This window comes from Chromobacterium violaceum ATCC 12472 (genome assembly GCF_000007705.1).
GTDB lineage: Bacteria > Pseudomonadota > Gammaproteobacteria > Burkholderiales > Chromobacteriaceae > Chromobacterium > Chromobacterium violaceum.
Genome location: NC_005085.1, coordinates 1,498,337 through 1,515,606 on the forward strand (window position 1 = coordinate 1,498,337; position 17,270 = coordinate 1,515,606).

General features: G+C 62.4%; 10 protein-coding genes and 1 pseudogene. 1 reads left to right on the forward strand and 10 read right to left on the reverse strand.

The annotated features are described in order from the left end of the window. Positions 1-125: 125 nt before the first annotated feature. The 5 genes from CV_RS06940 to CV_RS06960 all read right to left on the reverse strand — a co-directional run bounded on the left by CV_RS06940 (position 126) and on the right by CV_RS06960 (position 6,374). Entirely contained in the window at positions 126-1,838 is a 1,713-nt protein-coding gene (locus CV_RS06940) for an ABC-F family ATP-binding cassette domain-containing protein (protein ID WP_011134973.1), read from the reverse strand. A 389-nt stretch (positions 1,839-2,227) separates the two neighbouring features. Beyond that, positions 2,228-3,226 (reverse strand): DUF1176 domain-containing protein, encoded by a 999-nt coding sequence (locus tag CV_RS06945; RefSeq protein ID WP_011134974.1) that lies wholly within the window; start codon positions 3,224-3,226, stop codon positions 2,228-2,230. A gap of 92 nt (positions 3,227-3,318) precedes the next feature. Next, a complete protein-coding gene (locus CV_RS06950; protein WP_011134975.1) occupies positions 3,319-3,828 on the reverse strand; it encodes a methylated-DNA--[protein]-cysteine S-methyltransferase in 510 nt (169 codons plus the stop codon). Between the two features lie 68 nt (positions 3,829-3,896). Then, positions 3,897-4,814: a carbohydrate kinase family protein gene (locus CV_RS06955; RefSeq protein WP_011134976.1), complete on the reverse strand. Its 918-nt coding sequence runs from the start codon at positions 4,812-4,814 to the stop codon at positions 3,897-3,899. Positions 4,815-4,982: 168 nt separating this feature from the next. Further along, the gene (locus CV_RS06960) at positions 4,983-6,374 is read right to left on the reverse strand and encodes an RtcB family protein (protein ID WP_043595721.1); all 1,392 of its coding nucleotides are present in this window, start codon (positions 6,372-6,374) and stop codon (positions 4,983-4,985) included. 270 nt (positions 6,375-6,644) lie between these two features. Between CV_RS06960 and CV_RS22805 the strand changes: the two are divergent. Next, positions 6,645-7,271 (forward strand): annotated as a pseudogene (locus CV_RS22805) (IS5 family transposase); the annotation flags it as partial. A gap of 61 nt (positions 7,272-7,332) precedes the next feature. On the opposite strand, the gene CV_RS23405 reads toward CV_RS22805, so the two are convergent. The 5 genes from CV_RS23405 to CV_RS06990 form a co-directional block, all read right to left on the reverse strand. Beyond that, positions 7,333-7,611, reverse strand: coding sequence for a hypothetical protein (locus CV_RS23405; RefSeq protein ID WP_115610250.1), 279 nt, complete (start codon positions 7,609-7,611; stop codon positions 7,333-7,335). Further along, complete coding sequence (locus tag CV_RS22810) at positions 7,612-8,805, reverse strand: RHS repeat domain-containing protein (protein ID WP_147296204.1); 1,194 nt, start codon at positions 8,803-8,805, stop codon at positions 7,612-7,614. It lies immediately after the preceding gene. Between the two features lie 379 nt (positions 8,806-9,184). Next, the gene (locus tag CV_RS23415; RefSeq protein ID WP_011134982.1) at positions 9,185-9,499 is read right to left on the reverse strand and encodes a hypothetical protein; all 315 of its coding nucleotides are present in this window, start codon (positions 9,497-9,499) and stop codon (positions 9,185-9,187) included. An 11-nt stretch (positions 9,500-9,510) separates the two neighbouring features. Continuing rightward, positions 9,511-14,052 carry an RHS repeat-associated core domain-containing protein gene (locus CV_RS06985; RefSeq protein WP_011134983.1) on the reverse strand — a complete coding sequence of 1,514 codons (4,542 nt, stop codon included), beginning with the start codon at positions 14,050-14,052 and terminating at the stop codon, positions 9,511-9,513. Positions 14,053-14,087: 35 nt separating this feature from the next. Further along, a complete protein-coding gene (locus CV_RS06990; protein ID WP_011134984.1) occupies positions 14,088-17,120 on the reverse strand; it encodes a type VI secretion system Vgr family protein in 3,033 nt (1,010 codons plus the stop codon). Between the last annotated feature and the right edge of the window lie 150 nt (positions 17,121-17,270).

Below are 17,270 nucleotides of genomic sequence, written 5' to 3' on the forward strand. Positions count from 1 at the left end.
ATGCGACGGATTGCCGAAAGCGTGGGATGAAACGCGTTTGGCGAGGATGAAATGCAGCCGGTTTCGCTGGGAGAAAAGAAAACGCCCCGGAAGCCAGCGTCGCCGCGCGGCTTCCGGGGCGGGGTTTACAGGCCTAGCGCGCGCGCCAGCGCCCGCATTTCATTGCGCCAAGCCTGCTGCAGCTGCGGCTTCTGGTGTCTGGGCTTGCGCGCCAGGTCGGCCGCCAGCAGCGCCTCCAGCTCGCATAGCCGCTGCCATTGCGCCTCCTCGCCGCCCGGCTCCGCCGGCGCGGGCGCGCCGGATGCCGGGACCGTCCGCTCAGGCGGGGAGGCGGGCGCGGTGAACAGCGCGGCGTAGGCGCTGTCCGCGTCCGGCCATTCTTGCAGCAGGCCATCGTTCAGCGCCCAGAAGCGGTTGCAGGCGGCCTCGATCAGTTCGCGGTCATGGGAGACCAGCAGCGCGCCGCCGGGGAAGGCGGCCAGCGCCTCGGCCAGCTCGCGCTTGCCGTCCAGATCCAGGTGGTTGGTCGGTTCGTCCAGCCACAGCAGGTGGTGGCTGGCCAGCGACAGCGCCAGGAACAGCAGGCGCGCGCGCTCGCCGCCGCTGAGCGAGCCCACTTTCTGCTCGTGCCGGGCATAGGCGAAGCCGGCGGCGATCAAGGCCTGCCGGCGCGCGGCCTCCGGCAACGGCGCCAGCGGATAGAGCGCGTCGATCAGCGTCGCCCCGTCGGCCAGCTGCCGCAGCGACTGGTCGTAATAGGCGACGCTGGCCGCCGGATGCCAGCGCCAGCCGGCGCGCGGCTCTCCTGCCTGAAGGTCGGCCCAGCACTGGCGCAGCAGCGAGGATTTGCCGGCGCCGTTGGCGCCCAGCAGCGCCACCCGGTCGCCGGGACGCAGCCACAGCCCGGCGGCGGTGAACAACGGCGGCAGGCCGGGCGCGGCCGACACCGGCAGCGACGCGAAAGCCAGCAGGCTGTCGGCCGACAGCGCCTGGCCTTGCAGGCTGAGCCGCCATGGGCTGCCGCGGCTGACGAAGGTCTGCTCGTCCTTCAGCCTGTCGACGCGCTTCTCCATGGACTTGGCCTTGCGCACCAGCTTCTCGTTGTCGTGCTCGCGGCCCCAGATCGCCAGCCGCTTGCTGCTGGCGGCGAGCCGGTCTATCTCCTTCTGCTCGCCGGCGCGGCGGGCGCGGGCGGCTTGGTCGGCCTCGGCCAGCTCTGCCAGCGCCTGGCTGCACGGCAGCTCGAAACGGTACAGCCGCGCGTCGCGCATCACCCAGCTGTGGCGGGTGGCGCGGTCCAGCAGCCGCGCGTCGTGCGATACCAGGATGTAGCCGCCTGGCCAGCGGGTGAGGAAGTCCTCCAGCCACAGCAGGGACGGCAGGTCCAGATGGTTGCTGGGTTCGTCCAGCAGCAGCAGATTGGGCTGGCGCAGCACCGCGCGGCCCAGCAGCAGCCGGGTGTGCTGGCCGCCGCTGAGGCCGGAGACCGGCGTGTCGGCCTGGGCCGCCAGCTCCAGTTCGGCCAGCAGGCTGTCGACGCGCCAATGCTGGTCCGCCTCCACCGTCTCCTGCAGCGCCTGGCGGGCGGATAACGCGTACAGGCGTTCGGGCAGATGCTGTTCGACATGCTGCAGCCGGCAGGCGGACGCGTATTGAATTTCCCCGCTATTGGGCTCCAGCTGGCCGGACAGCAGTTTCAGCAGCGTGCTCTTGCCGCAGCCGTTGTGGCCGATCAGGCCGATGCGGTCGCCCAGTTTTACGGTAAAGGAAAGGTCCTGGAACAGCGGGCCGCGGCCGGCGTCCAGTTGTACGGACAATGCGGAAATCAGGGTTGTCATGCTTGTGCTCTCGCTTGCTGGGGACGTGACGGTCCCTGTCAACAGGAGCGCTGGCGACAACGGGGATGAGTCGAGAAAGGACTCTGGAAAGATGGGAGTGTGGCTTTGCTCGAACCCGCTTATCGCAGCGCGATGGATGGCAGGCAAGAGCTTTCAAATGCGCTGAACAAGCGAGCCAGCATGATTGGGCGCGCAGAAAGAACCATATTTACCTCCTTTCTTTTTCAATGAGGGTGGAAGATTGCGCAGTATAAGCCAGCCCGGGGGGCGGCTGCCAGTGCGGGATCCCGGCGCGCGAGCCATGGTCCTGGCCTATCTCCGCGCGGCGGTGGATGGCGCTCCTGGCCGCGTCTGCCCGGTTTCTCGCTTGCGTGGCAACCGGCCGGCGCTTATTTCTGCCGGGTGACCCAGGTGCGCAGCGAGACGCCGCCTGCGATGCCGCGGCATTGCGGCGCCTCTTGGGCCGACATCAGCTTGAAGTCCTTGCCGGTCCAGGCCCAGCTGGCGCCGCTGCCGCAATCGCCGATGCCGCGGCCCTTGGCGTAGCTGGACAGCTCGCCCTTGTCGAAGGAGGCATTCATCAGGAAAGTCTCCTTGCCGTCGCTGCCGCGCAGCGGGACTTCGCGCGGATGGAAGGGCGGCGCGTCGCCGCTGGTCCAAGCCTTGTAGCTGCCCTGATAGGCGCCGCGGCCGCATTCGCGCAGCACCAGCACTTGGCTGGCGCTCAAGCGGTACAGCTGGACATCGGGATGCTCCGCGTCCGGCAGCTCGTCCCAGCATGCCTTGTCGACGGCGCGCAGCTGCTTCAGGATGGCCGGCAGCAGTTTCTGGTCGCCGGGCCTGGCGGCGGGAGGCGCAAGCGGAACCAGCAGCGGCGCGGGCTGGGCGGCGGGCGCCGCGGATTCCGGCTTGCCGCCTTTCTTCACCAGCGCGCCGACGGTGCCTACCCGCCCCTGCACATCGTCCATCTTCAGCAGCGCGGCTTTCAGGCCGGCCAATGACAGCGTCCATTCCCGCTTGCCGTCGGCCAGCGCCACCTCGTCGGCATCCAGCATGGCGGCCAGCAGCTGCGTGGTCTGCGCATCGCTGAACGCCTGTTCGGCGTCGATGCCGGTCCATTTGATCCTGCCTACCTTCAACGTGAGCTTGCCGACCTTGTCCCCATCCGGGTCGTCGACATCGAGCTGGGCGCTCAAGCGGCTGCCGGGGCCGGCGTCCCGCGACAGCAACAGGCTGACCGGATTGTCGCCGTCCCCGGCCTGGGTGCCGTTGGCCTCGCAGTGGCGGATGTTGTCGCAGGCCACGGCCCAGTCCTTGAACTGGAAAACTTTGGCCGAGGCGGGCAGGGCCAGCGCCAGCAGGGCGGAGGCGAGCAGGATGCGTTGCATGATGATTCCTTGTTTGGCATGGCCTGGAAGATGAACGAAGGCGCGGTGACGGTGTGCAAACCCGTTTGCAGCAGAGACGCGGTCGAGCGGGCCTATCCGCCGAACAAGCCCGGCGGCGCGCTGCGCTCCAGCTCGAAACGCAGCAGCGCGGCCTTCAGCGGCAGGCCGCCGGCATAGCCGGTGAGGCTGCCATCGGCGCCCAGTACCCGGTGGCAGGGCACGATCAGCGCGATGGGATTGGTGGCGTTGGCACGGCCCACCGCCCGCGCGCCGTCCGGGCAGTCCAGCGCCAGCGCCAGCTCGCCGTAGCTGACGGTGCGGCCATAGGGGATTTCGCGCAGCGCCGCCCATACCTTCTGCTGGAACGGCGTGCCTTGCGGCGCCAGCGGCATGTCGAAGGTTTGGCGATCTCCTGCCTGGTATTCGGCCAGCTGGCGCGCCACCTCGGCCAGCGCCGCGTCGTCGCGCGGGCAAGCGTGGGCGGCCAGCTGTTCGGGCGTGGGGTTGAACAACAAGCGCAGCAGCGCGCCGCGCGCGTCCAGCCAGGCGGCCACCGGGCCGAAACGGGTATCGATCAGGCCATGGCGGGCGGCGGTTGTCATCGGGTATGCCTTGAAACGAAGCGGGATGACGCGATTGTAGCGCCATCCCGGCGGGGATTCGATATGGATCAGGCCGCCGACGGCAGCGTCAGCTTGGCGTTCACCATCGCCTCATCCGGCGCGTAAGCGCCAGCATGGCCGGCGGTGCAGGCGGCGGTGGCGGCGGCGAAGCGCAGGTGCTCCGCCATGGTCCGGGCCGGATATTTCAGCAGGCTGGCGATCAGGCCGCCGATGGAGGCGTCGCCGCAGCCTATGGTGTCCGCCACGGCGGCGGGCAGGGCCGCTTGCTCCAGCGCGCCGCCCGAGCCCAGCAAGCTCATCCCGTCCGCGCCGCGGGTATACAGGATGGCCGCCCGGGGCGCGAGGCGGCGCAGCGCTTCCAGCGCACGGTCTTGATCCCGCGCGGGAAACAGCAGCTGCAGATCCTCGTCTGACACCTTGATGTAACTGGCCAGGCCGGCCAGCGCTTCGAAGCGGCGGCGGTAGCCGGCCTCGCTCATCGCGCTGCGCATATTGGGATCGAAGGCGATGGCCACGCCGCGCGCGGCCAACTCGTGCGCCAGCTCCAGCAGCCGGTCGGCCAGCGGCGGCCTGGCCAGGCTGATGCTGCCGAAGTAGGCGATGCGCAGCGCGTCCAGTCCGTCCGGCGGCAGCCGGGCCGGGTCGAAATGCAGGTCGGCGCTATTGTCGCCGACGAAAAAATACGATGGCGGCTGGCTGGAGGGCACCATCGCCAGCAGCGGCGGATAGGGCAGGGGCTGGAGGAAGCGGGTATCCAGGCCGGCGGCGGCGGAGGCTTCCAGCAACTGTCGGCCCAGCAGATCGTCGCTGACCGCGCCGGCGAAGGCGGCGCCCACCCCCAGCCTGCCCACCACCCGCGCCACATTCCATCCCGCTCCGCCGGGGCGGGACTGCCAGGCATCGCCATCCACGCGGATGAAGTCGGTCAGGGCCTCGCCGAAGGCGACGAACTGTGGGGGAGTCATCTTCTATGCTTCTCCAGGGCGGATGCGCGACGCGGCGGCAAAAGCAGGCGGTTGCGCCGCTCGCGCGGGTGAATAGTCAAATGGCTAGTCCAAATCGTACCGGGCACGATGGTGAATGCTTGAAGCATTATTGTCCAGCTTGTATTCGGCATATCGCATTGTTCTGAGTCAGGCTTTGAACGTCAGCCAGGGGCGCAGTCGGACCGCGGCCTTGATCAGTCCGGCTTCTTCTTGCGCGGCGATCACGGGGCCGACGGGCTTGTAGGCATGCGGTGCTTCTTCTATGCGCCTTTCCTCGCGCAAGGTCACGCATTGCCAACTGCCGGGCGCGACCTCCGTCGCCAGTCGCCTCATCGCCTGGCGGCGCATGCTGCGGCCCGCGCCATGGCTGCAGGACCATAGCCAGTCGGGATGGCCAAGACCGGCTGCGACATAGCTGAAATCGCCCATGGATCCGGGTATCAACGCCAGCTCGCCTTCGCGCGCCGGTGTGGCACCCTTGCGGTGGATGTTGAGGCCCTGTTCTCGCAGTACCACGTTATGCGGCACGTCAACCACCAAGCGGCTATTGGACTGGCCCAGCGTTGCCTCAATGGCTGAGCGCACCATTTCGGTCAGTGCCATGCGGTTGGCCCAGGCATAGCGGGCAGCGGTGCCCATGGCGATCAAATATTCATCCGCCAGCGCACCGGATAGGCCAAACAAGCCATGCTCCGGATACTTCATCTGGCGAGGCCAAGCCGCACGCGCCTTGTTCATCCAGCGCTTGCCGACATAGAAGCCGACATCGCGGGATCCGGTATGGATCATGAACACCACATCGTCTTTGGCCAAGCCGGCGGCGTAAGCCGCGTGGCGGTCCAGCACTTGGTCCACGACTTGGAGCTCAACGAAGTGATTGCCCGCGCCTTGGGTTCCCAGGCTAGGGTCGCGTATCAGTTCGCGTGTGCCTACCAGCGCCTCTGGCGCGTAGCGTGCTGCGGAGTCAAAGCTATCCAGGCTGACGCAGGCCGCCAGCTCATTCAGCAGGCGGGTTCTGTTTACGCCGGCCCACAGGCCTTCGCGTGGCAGCAGGTCGATGAAGGCATCGGGTCCTGCGTCGAATAGCGCGGCAAAGCCGCGGCTGAATACCGGCAGGTTGCGGCCGTTATCCAGCAGCACATGGGTTAGCCGAGATTCCAGCGCGTCTTTGTGTGGCGCGATGGTCTCATACTGGAGGCCTGTGCTCACCAGGCGCAAGCCGCAGTTGATATCGGTGCCTATAGCGGCGGGAATGACGAATTCCGGATCGGTGGCCACTACGGCGCCAACTGGCGCGATGCCTCCTGGGTGGAAATCCGGTGTGGCGCAGGCCTTGCATACGCCGTGGTGGCCATCGGCAGAGCGGGTGGCTGCGAAACCGAGTAGCTGTTTGACAGCCTTTTCTTCCAAAGGGAGGCTATCCGGCAGCAGCACGGCGGCTTCGGAGTCGGCAGTGCGCAGCCGGTAAATATTGTTGGTACGTTCAACATGAATGCCCTGGCGTTGCAGGGCGGCTTTCAAGCGGGAAATAGAGGTCATGATGGCATCTGATGCAATAGGTACAGTTACCCCTCCGGTCATCCGGATGGGCAGGTACCTCCAGCAGCAGCGCCAGGAGGGGTGGGGTGGGGATCATAGCACGAGGATGTGCTGGTGGAAATGGCATAGAGTAGGATGTTTCAGTAGCGTACCCAGGCTCTCGTTGGTTTGGGTACGCTTCCAGATATACTTGGTCAGATAATATTTTAGTCTGCTATAGGCTGATTGGACTGACCCGGCTCCTGTAGGCATTCCTGCCTTATGATTGGTCTATCCAGGCGGCAGCAGACGCTGCAGGTCAGGATTCCCTACCAGAAAAGCTCAGGCGCGCTGCATCTGCTGGTCGATAGCACAGGCATCAAGATGCTTGGCGAAGGCGAGTGGAAAACCAAGAAGCACGGCGCGGAATATCGATGGCAATCGCGCAAGGTACACCTAGGCATCGATGTGGAAACTCTGCAAATCCACGCTATTGAGGTGACCGACAATCGCCCGAGTGATGCGCAAATGTTGCCTTTGCTATTGACGCAAATTCCGGTCGATGAGCCGATAGTCTTCGTGAGTGGGGATGGTACTTTAGGCGATTGCCGCGCGCGGCACAATCGGGTGTATTCCGACTCGCAAGAATGCGAGGCCATGGAAAGGCATTAAGCTGGGGTGCTGGCTCAGAACGAGATTCTGCGGGCCACCAAGCGATTAGGCAGAGAGATCTGGAAGCATTGGAGTGGCTATCATCGACGCAGTCTGGTGGAAACCAAGATGCATTGCTTCAAACGGTTGGGTGAAAGGGTGACGGCCAGATGCTTCGATGGTCAAGTGGCAGAGCTGCTAGTGCGCGCAGCAATCTTGAACCGCTTCAGCATGCTGGGCCGTCCTTGTACGGTGGCGGTGGCGTAAATCCGTTTGGGGAATGGGGAGCCTCACCCTGTTCAGGATTTATGCAACAGCGCCAAGTGATTTAGTTCGGTTTCTTTTCAAGTTTTTCTAAAATTTTCTCACCAGATGGAAGTGTATTTTCAGACTGAATTCGAATCTCGAGGCCATCATCATCCATTACGATAGTGACGACGCCGGCATCAGTTTGAGCATTAAGTACTAATTTGTCAGGAGACTCAAGATCCTCAATAGAATTTATAATACCAGTCTCTAGAATCATTCTCTTTAACTCTTCGGGGTGAGCGTCGGACTTGGGAAAAGCATACCATCGGTTGCCGATTTTTTTAAATTTCGCTTGCATTTATATTCCTTCCAATACTTTATCACAATCCACTCCTTCAAGGAGTGCTTTATTAACGCTTTGCCTTGATTTGGATGCTGAGTCAACAATATCTTGGTAAGCATCTTTTCCTGTGAGGCCCTTTTTGTTTTCTTTCAGGGCCATAAGCTCTTTGAATGTTAAATTTGGATCGGATTGATGCAGCGCTATTGCTTTCTCACGATCGGCCATAAGTAATCGTGCACGAATTCTAGCCTCATTTCTAAGTCTTGCTGCTTGGCGGGCCTGCTGCTTAATTGGTTTTGTACAATCTATTTGATACCCAATTTTACTTTCTTCTCGTAAATACCAACAACGTGTTTGTACATTCGATAGCGATCTTGCTTTCGGGTCTGTTTCTCGTAACTTGGTTAAGCCGAATGGGTCGACCCATTCTATGGTATTGGGCGCATATGCAAATAAATTATATCCCCCTTTTAGCCCAATCGGATCCCGCGAAATAAATCGCCCGATCTCCGGATCATAGTAGCGATGGCGGTTGTAGTGCAGCCCGGACTCGTCGTCATGATACTGCCCCTGGAAGCGGAAGGGGTTGCGGATGCCGGCTTTGCCTGCGGCGTCGGCGATGACTTCGCGCGCCTGGCCCCAGGCCTGGTAGTCCATTTCCAGCGCGAGCAGGCCTTGTTCGTCGGTCAGCGCTTGCGGGGTGCCCAGGTGGTCGGTGTGATAGTAGTACACCGCCTTAGGGGCTTCGGGTTCCGGCGCGGGCTGGCGTAGCGGATCCTTGTCCGGGTCGTAGGGGTGGTGCTGGCTCCAGGCCGGCACCTTGACGCCGCGGATGGCGTCGGTGTGCACCTGGGCCAGCGGCACGAAGCTGTCCGGCTCGAACAGATAGTGCACCGCTTCCTCATCGCGGGTTTCAAAGGCCAGCACGTCGCCGTCCCAGCCGTACAGCGTGGCCTGGCCCTGGCTGATCTTGGCGATGCGGCGGCCAAGCGGGTCGTAGTGGTAGTCGGTGCGTTGGCCGTCCGGCGCGATGAGGCGGGACAGGCGGCTGTGGCTGTCCCATTCCAGCCGGGTGAGGCTGCCGTTGACCCGTTTCTCCACCAGATTGCCGCGGCTGTCGTAGCGGTAGTGGCGGCCGGCGTACTGGCTCAACAGGTTGCCGAGCAGGCTGTCGTTTTGATGGCCGTCGGGGGCTGGGGCGTTGTCCAACAGGTTGCCGGCCGGGTCGAAGCGGAAGCTTTCCACGCCTTTGGGGGTGGCGGCCTCCAGCAGGCGGCCGACCGGGTCATAGCGGTAACTCAGCTGGCCGTGGCGATTGTCGGCGATGCCGACGAGTTGGCCGGCGGCGTCGTACTGGTACTAGCGGCTCCACTGCGTGGCGCCCATCAGCCGCTGGCTGGACAGGCGGCCGGCCTTGTCGTATGCCAGGGTCTGCTTGGTCTGTCAGGTCAGCTTGAACCTGCGGTTGGAGATAGTGTGCGGCCACGGCAGCCTGGCGGTAAAATTAAACTCCGTCTCAGACCAAATAAAAGCCTACCAATCCATACTGACTTGGTAGGCTTTACATGTTGATCAAAAATAATACTAGCTAAGCCCATCTAGATAATGGCGAGCCTATAACCAAGTCATTCAGTTCAGGGTCCGACAAAATCCCAGCAGATTGAAGAGGAGAAACTATTTCTTCAAGAATTTCAAAATCCTCTTGGCATCCTGTGTTTTCAATCAAAACATCAATACTTTCCTTCACAAGCTGATAATCCCTATTTTTATGTGCATGAATTATCAGGTCCACTATCTCTTCTTTGATACTTTTATTTTCAGCTCTCTCTATATCATCCGAATCAAAAGATTTATCATAAAAATCATCTAAATTCTTTTTTATCGCCTCAAGTCGTTCACTCATAAAAATACTCCTTACTCTATAACCTCGTACGAACCCTTAGGAATGCCATTTCTTATTAATACTTCTTGGTCTTTAGTGGCAAACCGCTTAGCTTTTCCTGTCAATCCTTGGCCCTTGCTAACATCAATGATGTCGCAATCAGGTATCTTTGACAGATCTACTTTTATTTTACAATTGCATTTATTATAAAAGTCGCTTGTTTTTTCACTTTTAGTTGTTGAAATAAACTGTGTTTGCAGTTTTCCATTTTCCACATGTTCCTGAGGGCTATAACTAGCGCTAGGGTCCTTTGGGGATATATCTTGATTTTTTAATGCACATTGCTTTTGCTTCGGTGTAAGTGCCCGGTAAACCGTCCCTGTGAACTGTTTCCCCGTCAAACCTAACGGGTCCATCCAGACTATGGGATTTAGTGCATAACCATAGATATTGATTCCGCCTTTTAGCCCAATCGGATCCCGCGAAATAAACCGCCCGATCTCCGGATCATAGTAGCGGTGGCGGTTGTAGTGCAGCCCGGACTCGTCGTCATGATACTGCCCCTGGAAGCGGAAGGGGTTGCGGATACCGGCTTTGCCTGCGGCGTCGGCGATGACTTCGCGCGCCTGGCCCCAGGCCTGGTAGTCCATTTCCAGCGCCAGCGCGCCATGCTCGTCGGTCAGCGCTTGCGGGGTGCCCAGGTGGTCGGTGTGGTAGTAGTACACCGCCTTGGGGGCCTCGGGTTCCGGTGCGGGCTGGCGCAGCGGGTCCTTGTCCGGGTCGTAGGGGTGGTGCTGGCTCCAGGCCGGCACTTTGACGCCGCGGATGGCGTCGGTGTGCACCTGGGCCAGCGGCACGAAGCTGTCCGGCTCGAACAGGTAGTGCACCGCTGCCTCGTCGCGGGTTTCAAAGGCCAGCACGTCGCCGTCCCAGCCGTACAGCGTAGCCTCACCCTGGCTGATCTTGGCGATGCGGCGGCCCAGCGGGTCGTAGTGGTAGTCGGTGCGCTGGCCGTCCGGGGCGATGAGGCGGGACAGGCGGTTGTGGCTGTCCCATTCCAGCCGGGTGAGGCTGCCGTTGACGCGTTTCTCCACCAGATTGCCGCGGCTGTCGTAGCGGTAGTGGCGGCCGGCGTATTGGCTGAGCAGGTTGCCGAGCAGGCTGTAGTCCTGATGGCCGTCGGCGGCCGGGGCGTTGTCCAGCAGGTTGCCGGCGGGGTCGAAGCGGAAGCTTTCCACGCCCTTGGGGGTGGCGGCCTCCAGCAGGCGGCCGACCGGGTCATAGCGGTAACTCAGCTGGCCGTGGCGATTGTCGGCGATGCCGACCAGTTGGCCGGCGGCGTCGTACTGGTATTGGCGGCTCCACTGCGTGGCGCCCATCAGCCGCTGGCTGGACAGGCGGCCGGCCTTGTCGTAGGCCAGAGTCTGTTGCAGCGCATTGCCCAGCACGCGCTGGGTTTCGCGGTGCAGCTTGTCGCGCTCCAGGTTGAAGATGTCGCGCTGGCCGAACAGCAGGCCATGCACGTGGCCGCTGCCGTAATTGAGCACGTCCACGCGGTGGCCGTCCGGGCGGATGGTGGCGATGCGGTTGCCCAGCTTGTCGTATTCGTGTTGCCAGCGATAGGTTTCCTTGACGCCGGCGACGTGGTAGCCGTGATGCTCCTCGACGACGTTGCCGACAGGGTCGTACACCCAGCGCAGGCTGGCATAGCGGTTCTTGGCCTGGAACAGGCGGCCGGCCGGGTCGTAGCCGAAGCTTTCCTTGCTGTTCGGCGCGCTGCGCTCGATCAGGCGGCCGGCGCGGTCGTAGCGGTAATCGGTGGCGACGTCGCCTTCCACTTGCTGCGCCAGGCGGCCGGCATTGTCGTAGACATAGCGGGTGGCGCTGCCGTCGAAGCCGGTTTCGGCCGTCAGGCGGCCGCCGTCGTCGTAGTCGAAGCGGTAGTAGCGGTGGTTCTCGTTGCGCAGCGCGGTGAGGCGGCCCAGCTTGTCGTACTGGTAGCCCAGGCTGTGGCCGTTGGCGTCGGTGCGCTTTTGCAGCCGGCCGGCCTTGTCGTATTCGTAGTGGGTGCCGCGGCCCAGCGGGTCGGTGATTTTCAGCAGGCGGGCTTCGGCGTCATGCTCCAGCTGGGTGGCCTGGCCGTCCGGCTGGACGATGGCCTGCAGCGTGCCGTTGGCGGCGTACTGATAGCGGGTGGCATTGCCCATCGCGTCTACGATCAGCAGCGGGCGGCCGCGTTCATCGTACTGCCACTGGGTGGCGCTGCCGGAACAGTCGGTATAGCTTTCCAGCAGGCCGTCCGGACGATAGGCGATCTTCTTGGCGCCGCCCTTGGCGTCGGTGATGGCCACCGGCAAGCCTTGCTCGTTGTACGCGTACTTGGTCTTGTGGCCGAGCGGGTCGGTTTCCTCTATCAGCTGGCCCTTGTCGTCGTAGGCGCGCAGCCATTTCTCGCCCATCGGGTCAATGATTTCGACTAGATTGTCCTGCTCGTCGTAGACGAAGTGCACTTCGCTGCCGTCGGCGCGTTCGTGCAGGACCAGATTGCCTCTGTCGTCGTAGCTGTAGTTTTCCTGGGTGGCATCCGGATGGATATGGATGATCAGGCGCTTGTTGGCGTCGTAATTCAGCCATTCCTCGCTTTTATCCGGGAAGACTGTGCGGTAGTGGTAGCCTTTTTCATCGAAGTAATATTCGGTGGTGCGGCCATAAGCATCGGTGACGTAGGTGAGGTCTATGCGTGCGTCCCACGCCAGGCGAATGTCCAGGCTGCCGTCGTCGGCGTATTCGCGTATCGCGCGCGCCTTGGCATGGCTGCCATCCCACTCCAGCGTGGTGCCGCGGCCGGTGCGGTCGGTATAGCGGGTGATCAGGTGGTGCTGGTACTGGTAGCTCCAGCTTTGTCCGTTCTCGTCGGTCGCCGACAACAGGTCGCCGGCGTCGCCGTCCAGCTGCGGGATGTCGGTATAGCGATACTCGGCGAGTTTGCGCATCGCTAAGCCGGTTTCCGGGTCATGTTGCTCGATGCGGACAATGCGCCCGGCTTTGTCGTAAGACAAGGCCACCACATAACCGGCGCTGCTGACCAATTGGCTGATGCGGCCATCGCGGAAATTGATGGCCAGCGTGTTGCCGGCGCGGTCCTTTACCAGCGCCAATTGGTAGCGCGAGCCGTGTTTCTCATAAAGGTGAACCAGCTCATGGCCGAAGCTGAGAGAAATCAGCTTGTCGTCCAGGCGAGTCAGGGTATGGCCTTCCAACTCGTCTTTCAGCGATTCACCAATCGGCAGCAGCGGGTAGTTCAGTTTGCGGCCGGCATCGTCGTAGTAAGCCAGTTCTTCGCCGTGCTCCTCGAAGCGAGAGGCAAACGGCGCCATCCAGCGCGCGCCGAGAGAGCCATCGCTATCGTTGGCGTCGAAGTCGGAGCGATATACGCGTTGCCAGACAATGGGCAAAACGCCTGGCAGGGCAAAATCGGTGTGAATCAGGGTCTCCACCCCGTTCAAGTAGTCGATTGAGCGCCGTGATGCCGGCTTGGGCACAGGACAGCCGCATTTGGGGCCTAAGCCATTACCTTTTAATGAGCTAAAGACCTCTTTGGTAAGTTGTTTTGTATTCTGTGTGACTTTACTTAGGCTGCTTTTGACTGCACCGGCTTTTTTCTCCAGAAAGTAAATGAAAGCGTCTCTCATTCTTGCCAGCAAGGGCTTGAGCTTTTCTTTCAACACTTTCATTAGTTTTGCCGGTAATTCCGCGGCCCAGCGGGCCAGCATCGCGGCCATCTCCAGCAAGGTTTTACGCAGCGCTGGCGACTTGGCGGTCATGCGGTCCACGGTTTCGGCTGCGGAAATCATCATGCCTGCTGCAACTTGCTTTTTCTTGCCATCTGCAGCTTTGTTGATGGCATCCATATGCGCGCCTATGGTTGCCCAGAAACCACCATTGGTCTTTTCCAGATGGTAGGGCACCGGTTTGACGGATATGTTCTTGGCGGCGAATTTCCCGAAAGTGCCTGTGCCAGTGCTGCGCAGCAGGTCAGCCAAATCCAGCAGGTATTTTGTGCCGTCCTTGGTGCATTGATCCAGGCAAGTATCTATCTTTCCTTCAACATAATTTACCCATTGCACGGGTTTGCCGCGGAAATTGCCAGGCAGCATGTTGATCAGTTGAGCAACCAATTGTGGTGCAATGGCATTTTCGATTACGTCTTTACCTGCCCGCCGCATGGCGTTGGCGCATATTTTCAGCGTGGGGCGGGTGCTGATTTTGAACAGGCTGCCTGCGGCAGGAACGACGCCAATCAGGTCTATTCCTAGAAACATCCAGTCAAAGATGTCAACTTCCTGTTTTTGGCGGCTCTTTTCGCTCATGTCCATGATGTCGACGACTACGTCGCCCACGGATATAAGGTTGCCGACAACCGGAATCGCACCGCCGATTGTCTTGAGCGACTCTACATTCAAATAGCCGCCACTGATGTCCTGCAGCCATTGGTCGAAGGATTGTCCAGTTTGTGCCAACGCTTTGGAAGCATTGGCCGGGGTACCATCAAGTACGGCTATGGGTGCGGTCATGGCAATTCAACTTTATGGATTTTAATTTTGTGATGTCAGAACAGTTTGGGCAGGCTGGGCAGCGCGCCTTGCGCTTTTGACGCAAGCACTTCCTTGGCTTTGGCGGCCAAGGCGGGAATAGCGCTTTGCGGGTTGCGCGCAAGGGCGAGGGCTTGCTGCGCCTGGCCGGCCATGGCGCTGGCTTGGCCCATCGCATTTGCCAATTGCGGGCTGGTTTTGCCTAGCGTGCTGCCCAGTTCTTGCATGGCTTTGCCTTTTACCGTTTCGCCCATTTGTTGCAAGGCGGCTTCGGGCTGCTCTACGAAGGGGAAGATGTCGGCCTTGTCCTTGTGCGGCCGGCCCAGGAAATCGACCTGGGCGGGGCCCACCGGCAAGCCGTGCACCATCGCCTTGCCGGCCTCGTCCAGCACGCCCTTGTGTTTGACGCCCAGCGCGTCGGTGACGACGAACTTGCCCTGGTTCATCGAGAAACCATTGGCGAATTCGTGGATCACCTGCAGATTGCCGGTGCCGGGCTTGGCGAATGCCGGGGTGGGGGTGCTGAGGCTGGCCGGGCCGCTCAGGCTATGGCTGGCGCCCTTGACGCTCACTTCGCTGGGGCAGTGGATTTCGATATTGCCGCCGGCGATGCGGATGTAGCCGCCGCCGCTGGTGAGCAGCACTTCCTGGCTGGCGGCGATCTGCACCTTGCCCTTGGCGGAGGTGATGGTCAGCTCCTTATCCGCCGTCAGCTCCATCGCGTCGCTTTGCGCCTGCACCTGCACCTTGCCCTTGGCCGCGATCAGCTTTAGCGCCACCTTGTCCTTCACCCCGGCCACAAACAGGCTGATGTGCTGGCCGACGTTGTGCAGCCAGCGCCGACCCGTCGTGTGGTTGGCGTCGCGCTGGGCGATCAGGTTCAGGTTCTGGCCGGCGGAGACGGTCTGGCTTTGTTCGGTCAGGCTGGCGATGCCGGCTGGGGCGGACAGCACCAGCAGCGGCTGCTGGCCGGCTTGGTCCTTGGCGGTTTTGCCGTCCTTATCGGTGTTGCTGCCGGCTTCCCAAGCCTTCAGCGCGTCGGCGTGGTGTTGCAGGTGGCCGTCGGTTTTCTTGCCGGCCTTGGCGTTGTCCGGGCCGATTTCGTCGGGCCCGGTTTCCATGGTGTCGGCCAACTGGCCGCTGGCGGTTTCGGCCAAGGCTTGCGATAGGCTCAAGGCGGCGTCGAGCTGGCTTTGCGCGTGCTCGCGCGCCAGTTGTTTGCCGGACGCGCCGTTCTGCGCTTCGGTGGTGAGCAGCAGGCCGTGGGCGGCGCGGATGGCGCCGTGGTGGTCGGTTCTGAGCTCGAAGCCGTCGCCGCGCGGCTGGGCCTTGCCGTTGCTGCGCGGGTGGGCGAGGTAGCCCTGGTTGAGCTGGGTCTTGCCCGGCTCGCTGGACAGCTTGGCGCGCACTTCGCCGGGGGTGTCGTCGAACAGCAGCTCGTTGTAGCCGCCGCCCTGGTGTTCTTTCGACTTGATGCCGGACAGGGTCTTGTTGGCCGGCAGGCTGCCGGCGCCGCTGAAGTCGGGCGTGGGGTGGCTGCCGTTGTACAAGACGCCGGTGATCACCGGCCGGTCGATGTCGCCTTCGATGAAATCGACCAGCACTTCCTGGCCGATGCGCGGGATGAACTGGTGGCCCCAGCCGGCGCCGGCCGACGGCATCGCCACGCGCAGCCAGCAGGAGGATTTGTCGTCCAGCGCGGCGCCGATGGTCGGGTGTTCGTCCGGCCGCTGCCAGTGGAATTGCACCTTGATGCGGCCGTGTTGATCGGTGTGGACTTCCTCGCCGGCCGGGCCGACCACGGTGGCGGTCTGGACGCCGCGCGATTTCGGTTTGGCGTGTTCTGTGCCGGCATAGGCCGGGGTCAGCGGGATGCCGCGGCGCTGGGCCTGGATGCGGGTGCGGAACGGGGCGTCGGCTTTGTCGCCCGTCGGCAGGATGGACTGCAGATCGGTCGGCAGGTTGTTGCGCACCTGCAGCGTCTGGCCGGTGACGACGAATTCGCGCTGTTCGTGGCTGTCGGCCTCGTGCGCCGGGTGGTCGTCCAGGCGGAACCACTGGCCGGCGGTCAGGCCGCGGATGGAGCCGGCGCCTTCGAAGGTCTTGGCCTGCAGGTCGTGCGCCTGCTGGCGCAGCCGGGCGTAGTGGCTCAACTGCTCGGCGTCGCCGGCGTAGTACAGGCCCTGCGGATCGTAGTCCTGCAGGCTGGACTGCAGCGCCTGGCCGCCCGGGCCCTGGTCGATCTGGCTGCTGTCGCCGGTGTGCTGGGTGGACACCGGCTGGTAGTCGAAGGTGGCCAGCGCCACGTTGCCGGGCACGATCTGGCGCGCGGCGCTCCAGTCGGTGAGGCCGTCTTCCTCTTCCGTCGCGTCGCTGCGGTGGAAGCGCACCCGCTCCACCTCGGCCGGCGGCAGGCTGTAGGCGTCGTCGAACACCACCAGCTTGACCTGGGGGCTGTCTCCGTCCACGTGCTCGAAGCGCCAGGCGTAACCCTCCTCGTGCAGCAGGCGGACGATGAAGCTGAAGTCGTCCTCGCGGTACTGCAGGCAATAGCTGCGCGGCTGCGCCGGGCCGACCTTGAACTCGATGCTCTGCGCGCGGGCGAACACCGGGTTGGCCGCCTGATGCTCGTGGACGATCTGCTGGACGATGTCCGGCACGCTCAAGTCCTGGAACACGCGCGAAGTCTTGCGGTGGCGCAACAGCGCGATCGGCGGCTCGATGGTGAGGCCGTACTGGGCGAAGCCGCCGTCGGAACCCATCAGCCGGGCCTGGCTGACCACGCCGCAGCGGATGGTCTCCTGGCCCTGGGCGTCGGCGATGCCGATGCGGGCGGCCTGGCCGAGCAGGGTCTTGAGTTCGATGGCGCCGTCGGGGGAGAGGCAGGTGAGTTGATAGCGGTAGGCCTGGGACACGCCCTCTTCGCCATTGAGGCTTTGCGGCAGCAGCTGCTCGGCGGCGACCTGTCCGCTGCCCAGTTCCAGGGTGAGCAGGCGCTGGTCTTGATTGAAGGCGGAGGCGAAGCTGGCTAGGAGGGTGTCAAGGTCCATCGATTGTCCAAAACGAAAACGCCCTTGAAGCAGGACTTGAAAGTGAGAAAACCGAAAAGAACCAGCATTTTATGTGGGAGGCATCGCGTCAACAAGGCGAACATTCTCATTCGCTAACGAACCTGAACTAAAGGACAGGTATGACTGCAG

Excerpts from the sequence above, each read along its gene's own strand:
- CV_RS23405 (WP_115610250.1), bottom strand. The coding sequence starts at position 7,611 with ATGCAAGCGAAATTTAAAAAAATCGGCAACCGATGGTATGCTTTTCCC.
- CV_RS06940 (WP_011134973.1), bottom strand. The coding sequence starts at position 1,838 with ATGACAACCCTGATTTCCGCATTGTCCGTACAACTGGACGCCGGCCGC.
- CV_RS06955 (WP_011134976.1), bottom strand. The coding sequence starts at position 4,814 with ATGACTCCCCCACAGTTCGTCGCCTTCGGCGAGGCCCTGACCGACTTC.
- CV_RS06985 (WP_011134983.1), bottom strand. The coding sequence starts at position 14,052 with ATGACCGCACCCATAGCCGTACTTGATGGTACCCCGGCCAATGCTTCC.
- CV_RS23415 (WP_011134982.1), bottom strand. The coding sequence starts at position 9,499 with ATGAGTGAACGACTTGAGGCGATAAAAAAGAATTTAGATGATTTTTAT.
- CV_RS06990 (WP_011134984.1), bottom strand. The coding sequence starts at position 17,120 with ATGGACCTTGACACCCTCCTAGCCAGCTTCGCCTCCGCCTTCAATCAA.
- CV_RS06950 (WP_011134975.1), bottom strand. The coding sequence starts at position 3,828 with ATGACAACCGCCGCCCGCCATGGCCTGATCGATACCCGTTTCGGCCCG.
- CV_RS06960 (WP_043595721.1), bottom strand. The coding sequence starts at position 6,374 with ATGACCTCTATTTCCCGCTTGAAAGCCGCCCTGCAACGCCAGGGCATT.
- CV_RS06945 (WP_011134974.1), bottom strand. The coding sequence starts at position 3,226 with ATGCAACGCATCCTGCTCGCCTCCGCCCTGCTGGCGCTGGCCCTGCCC.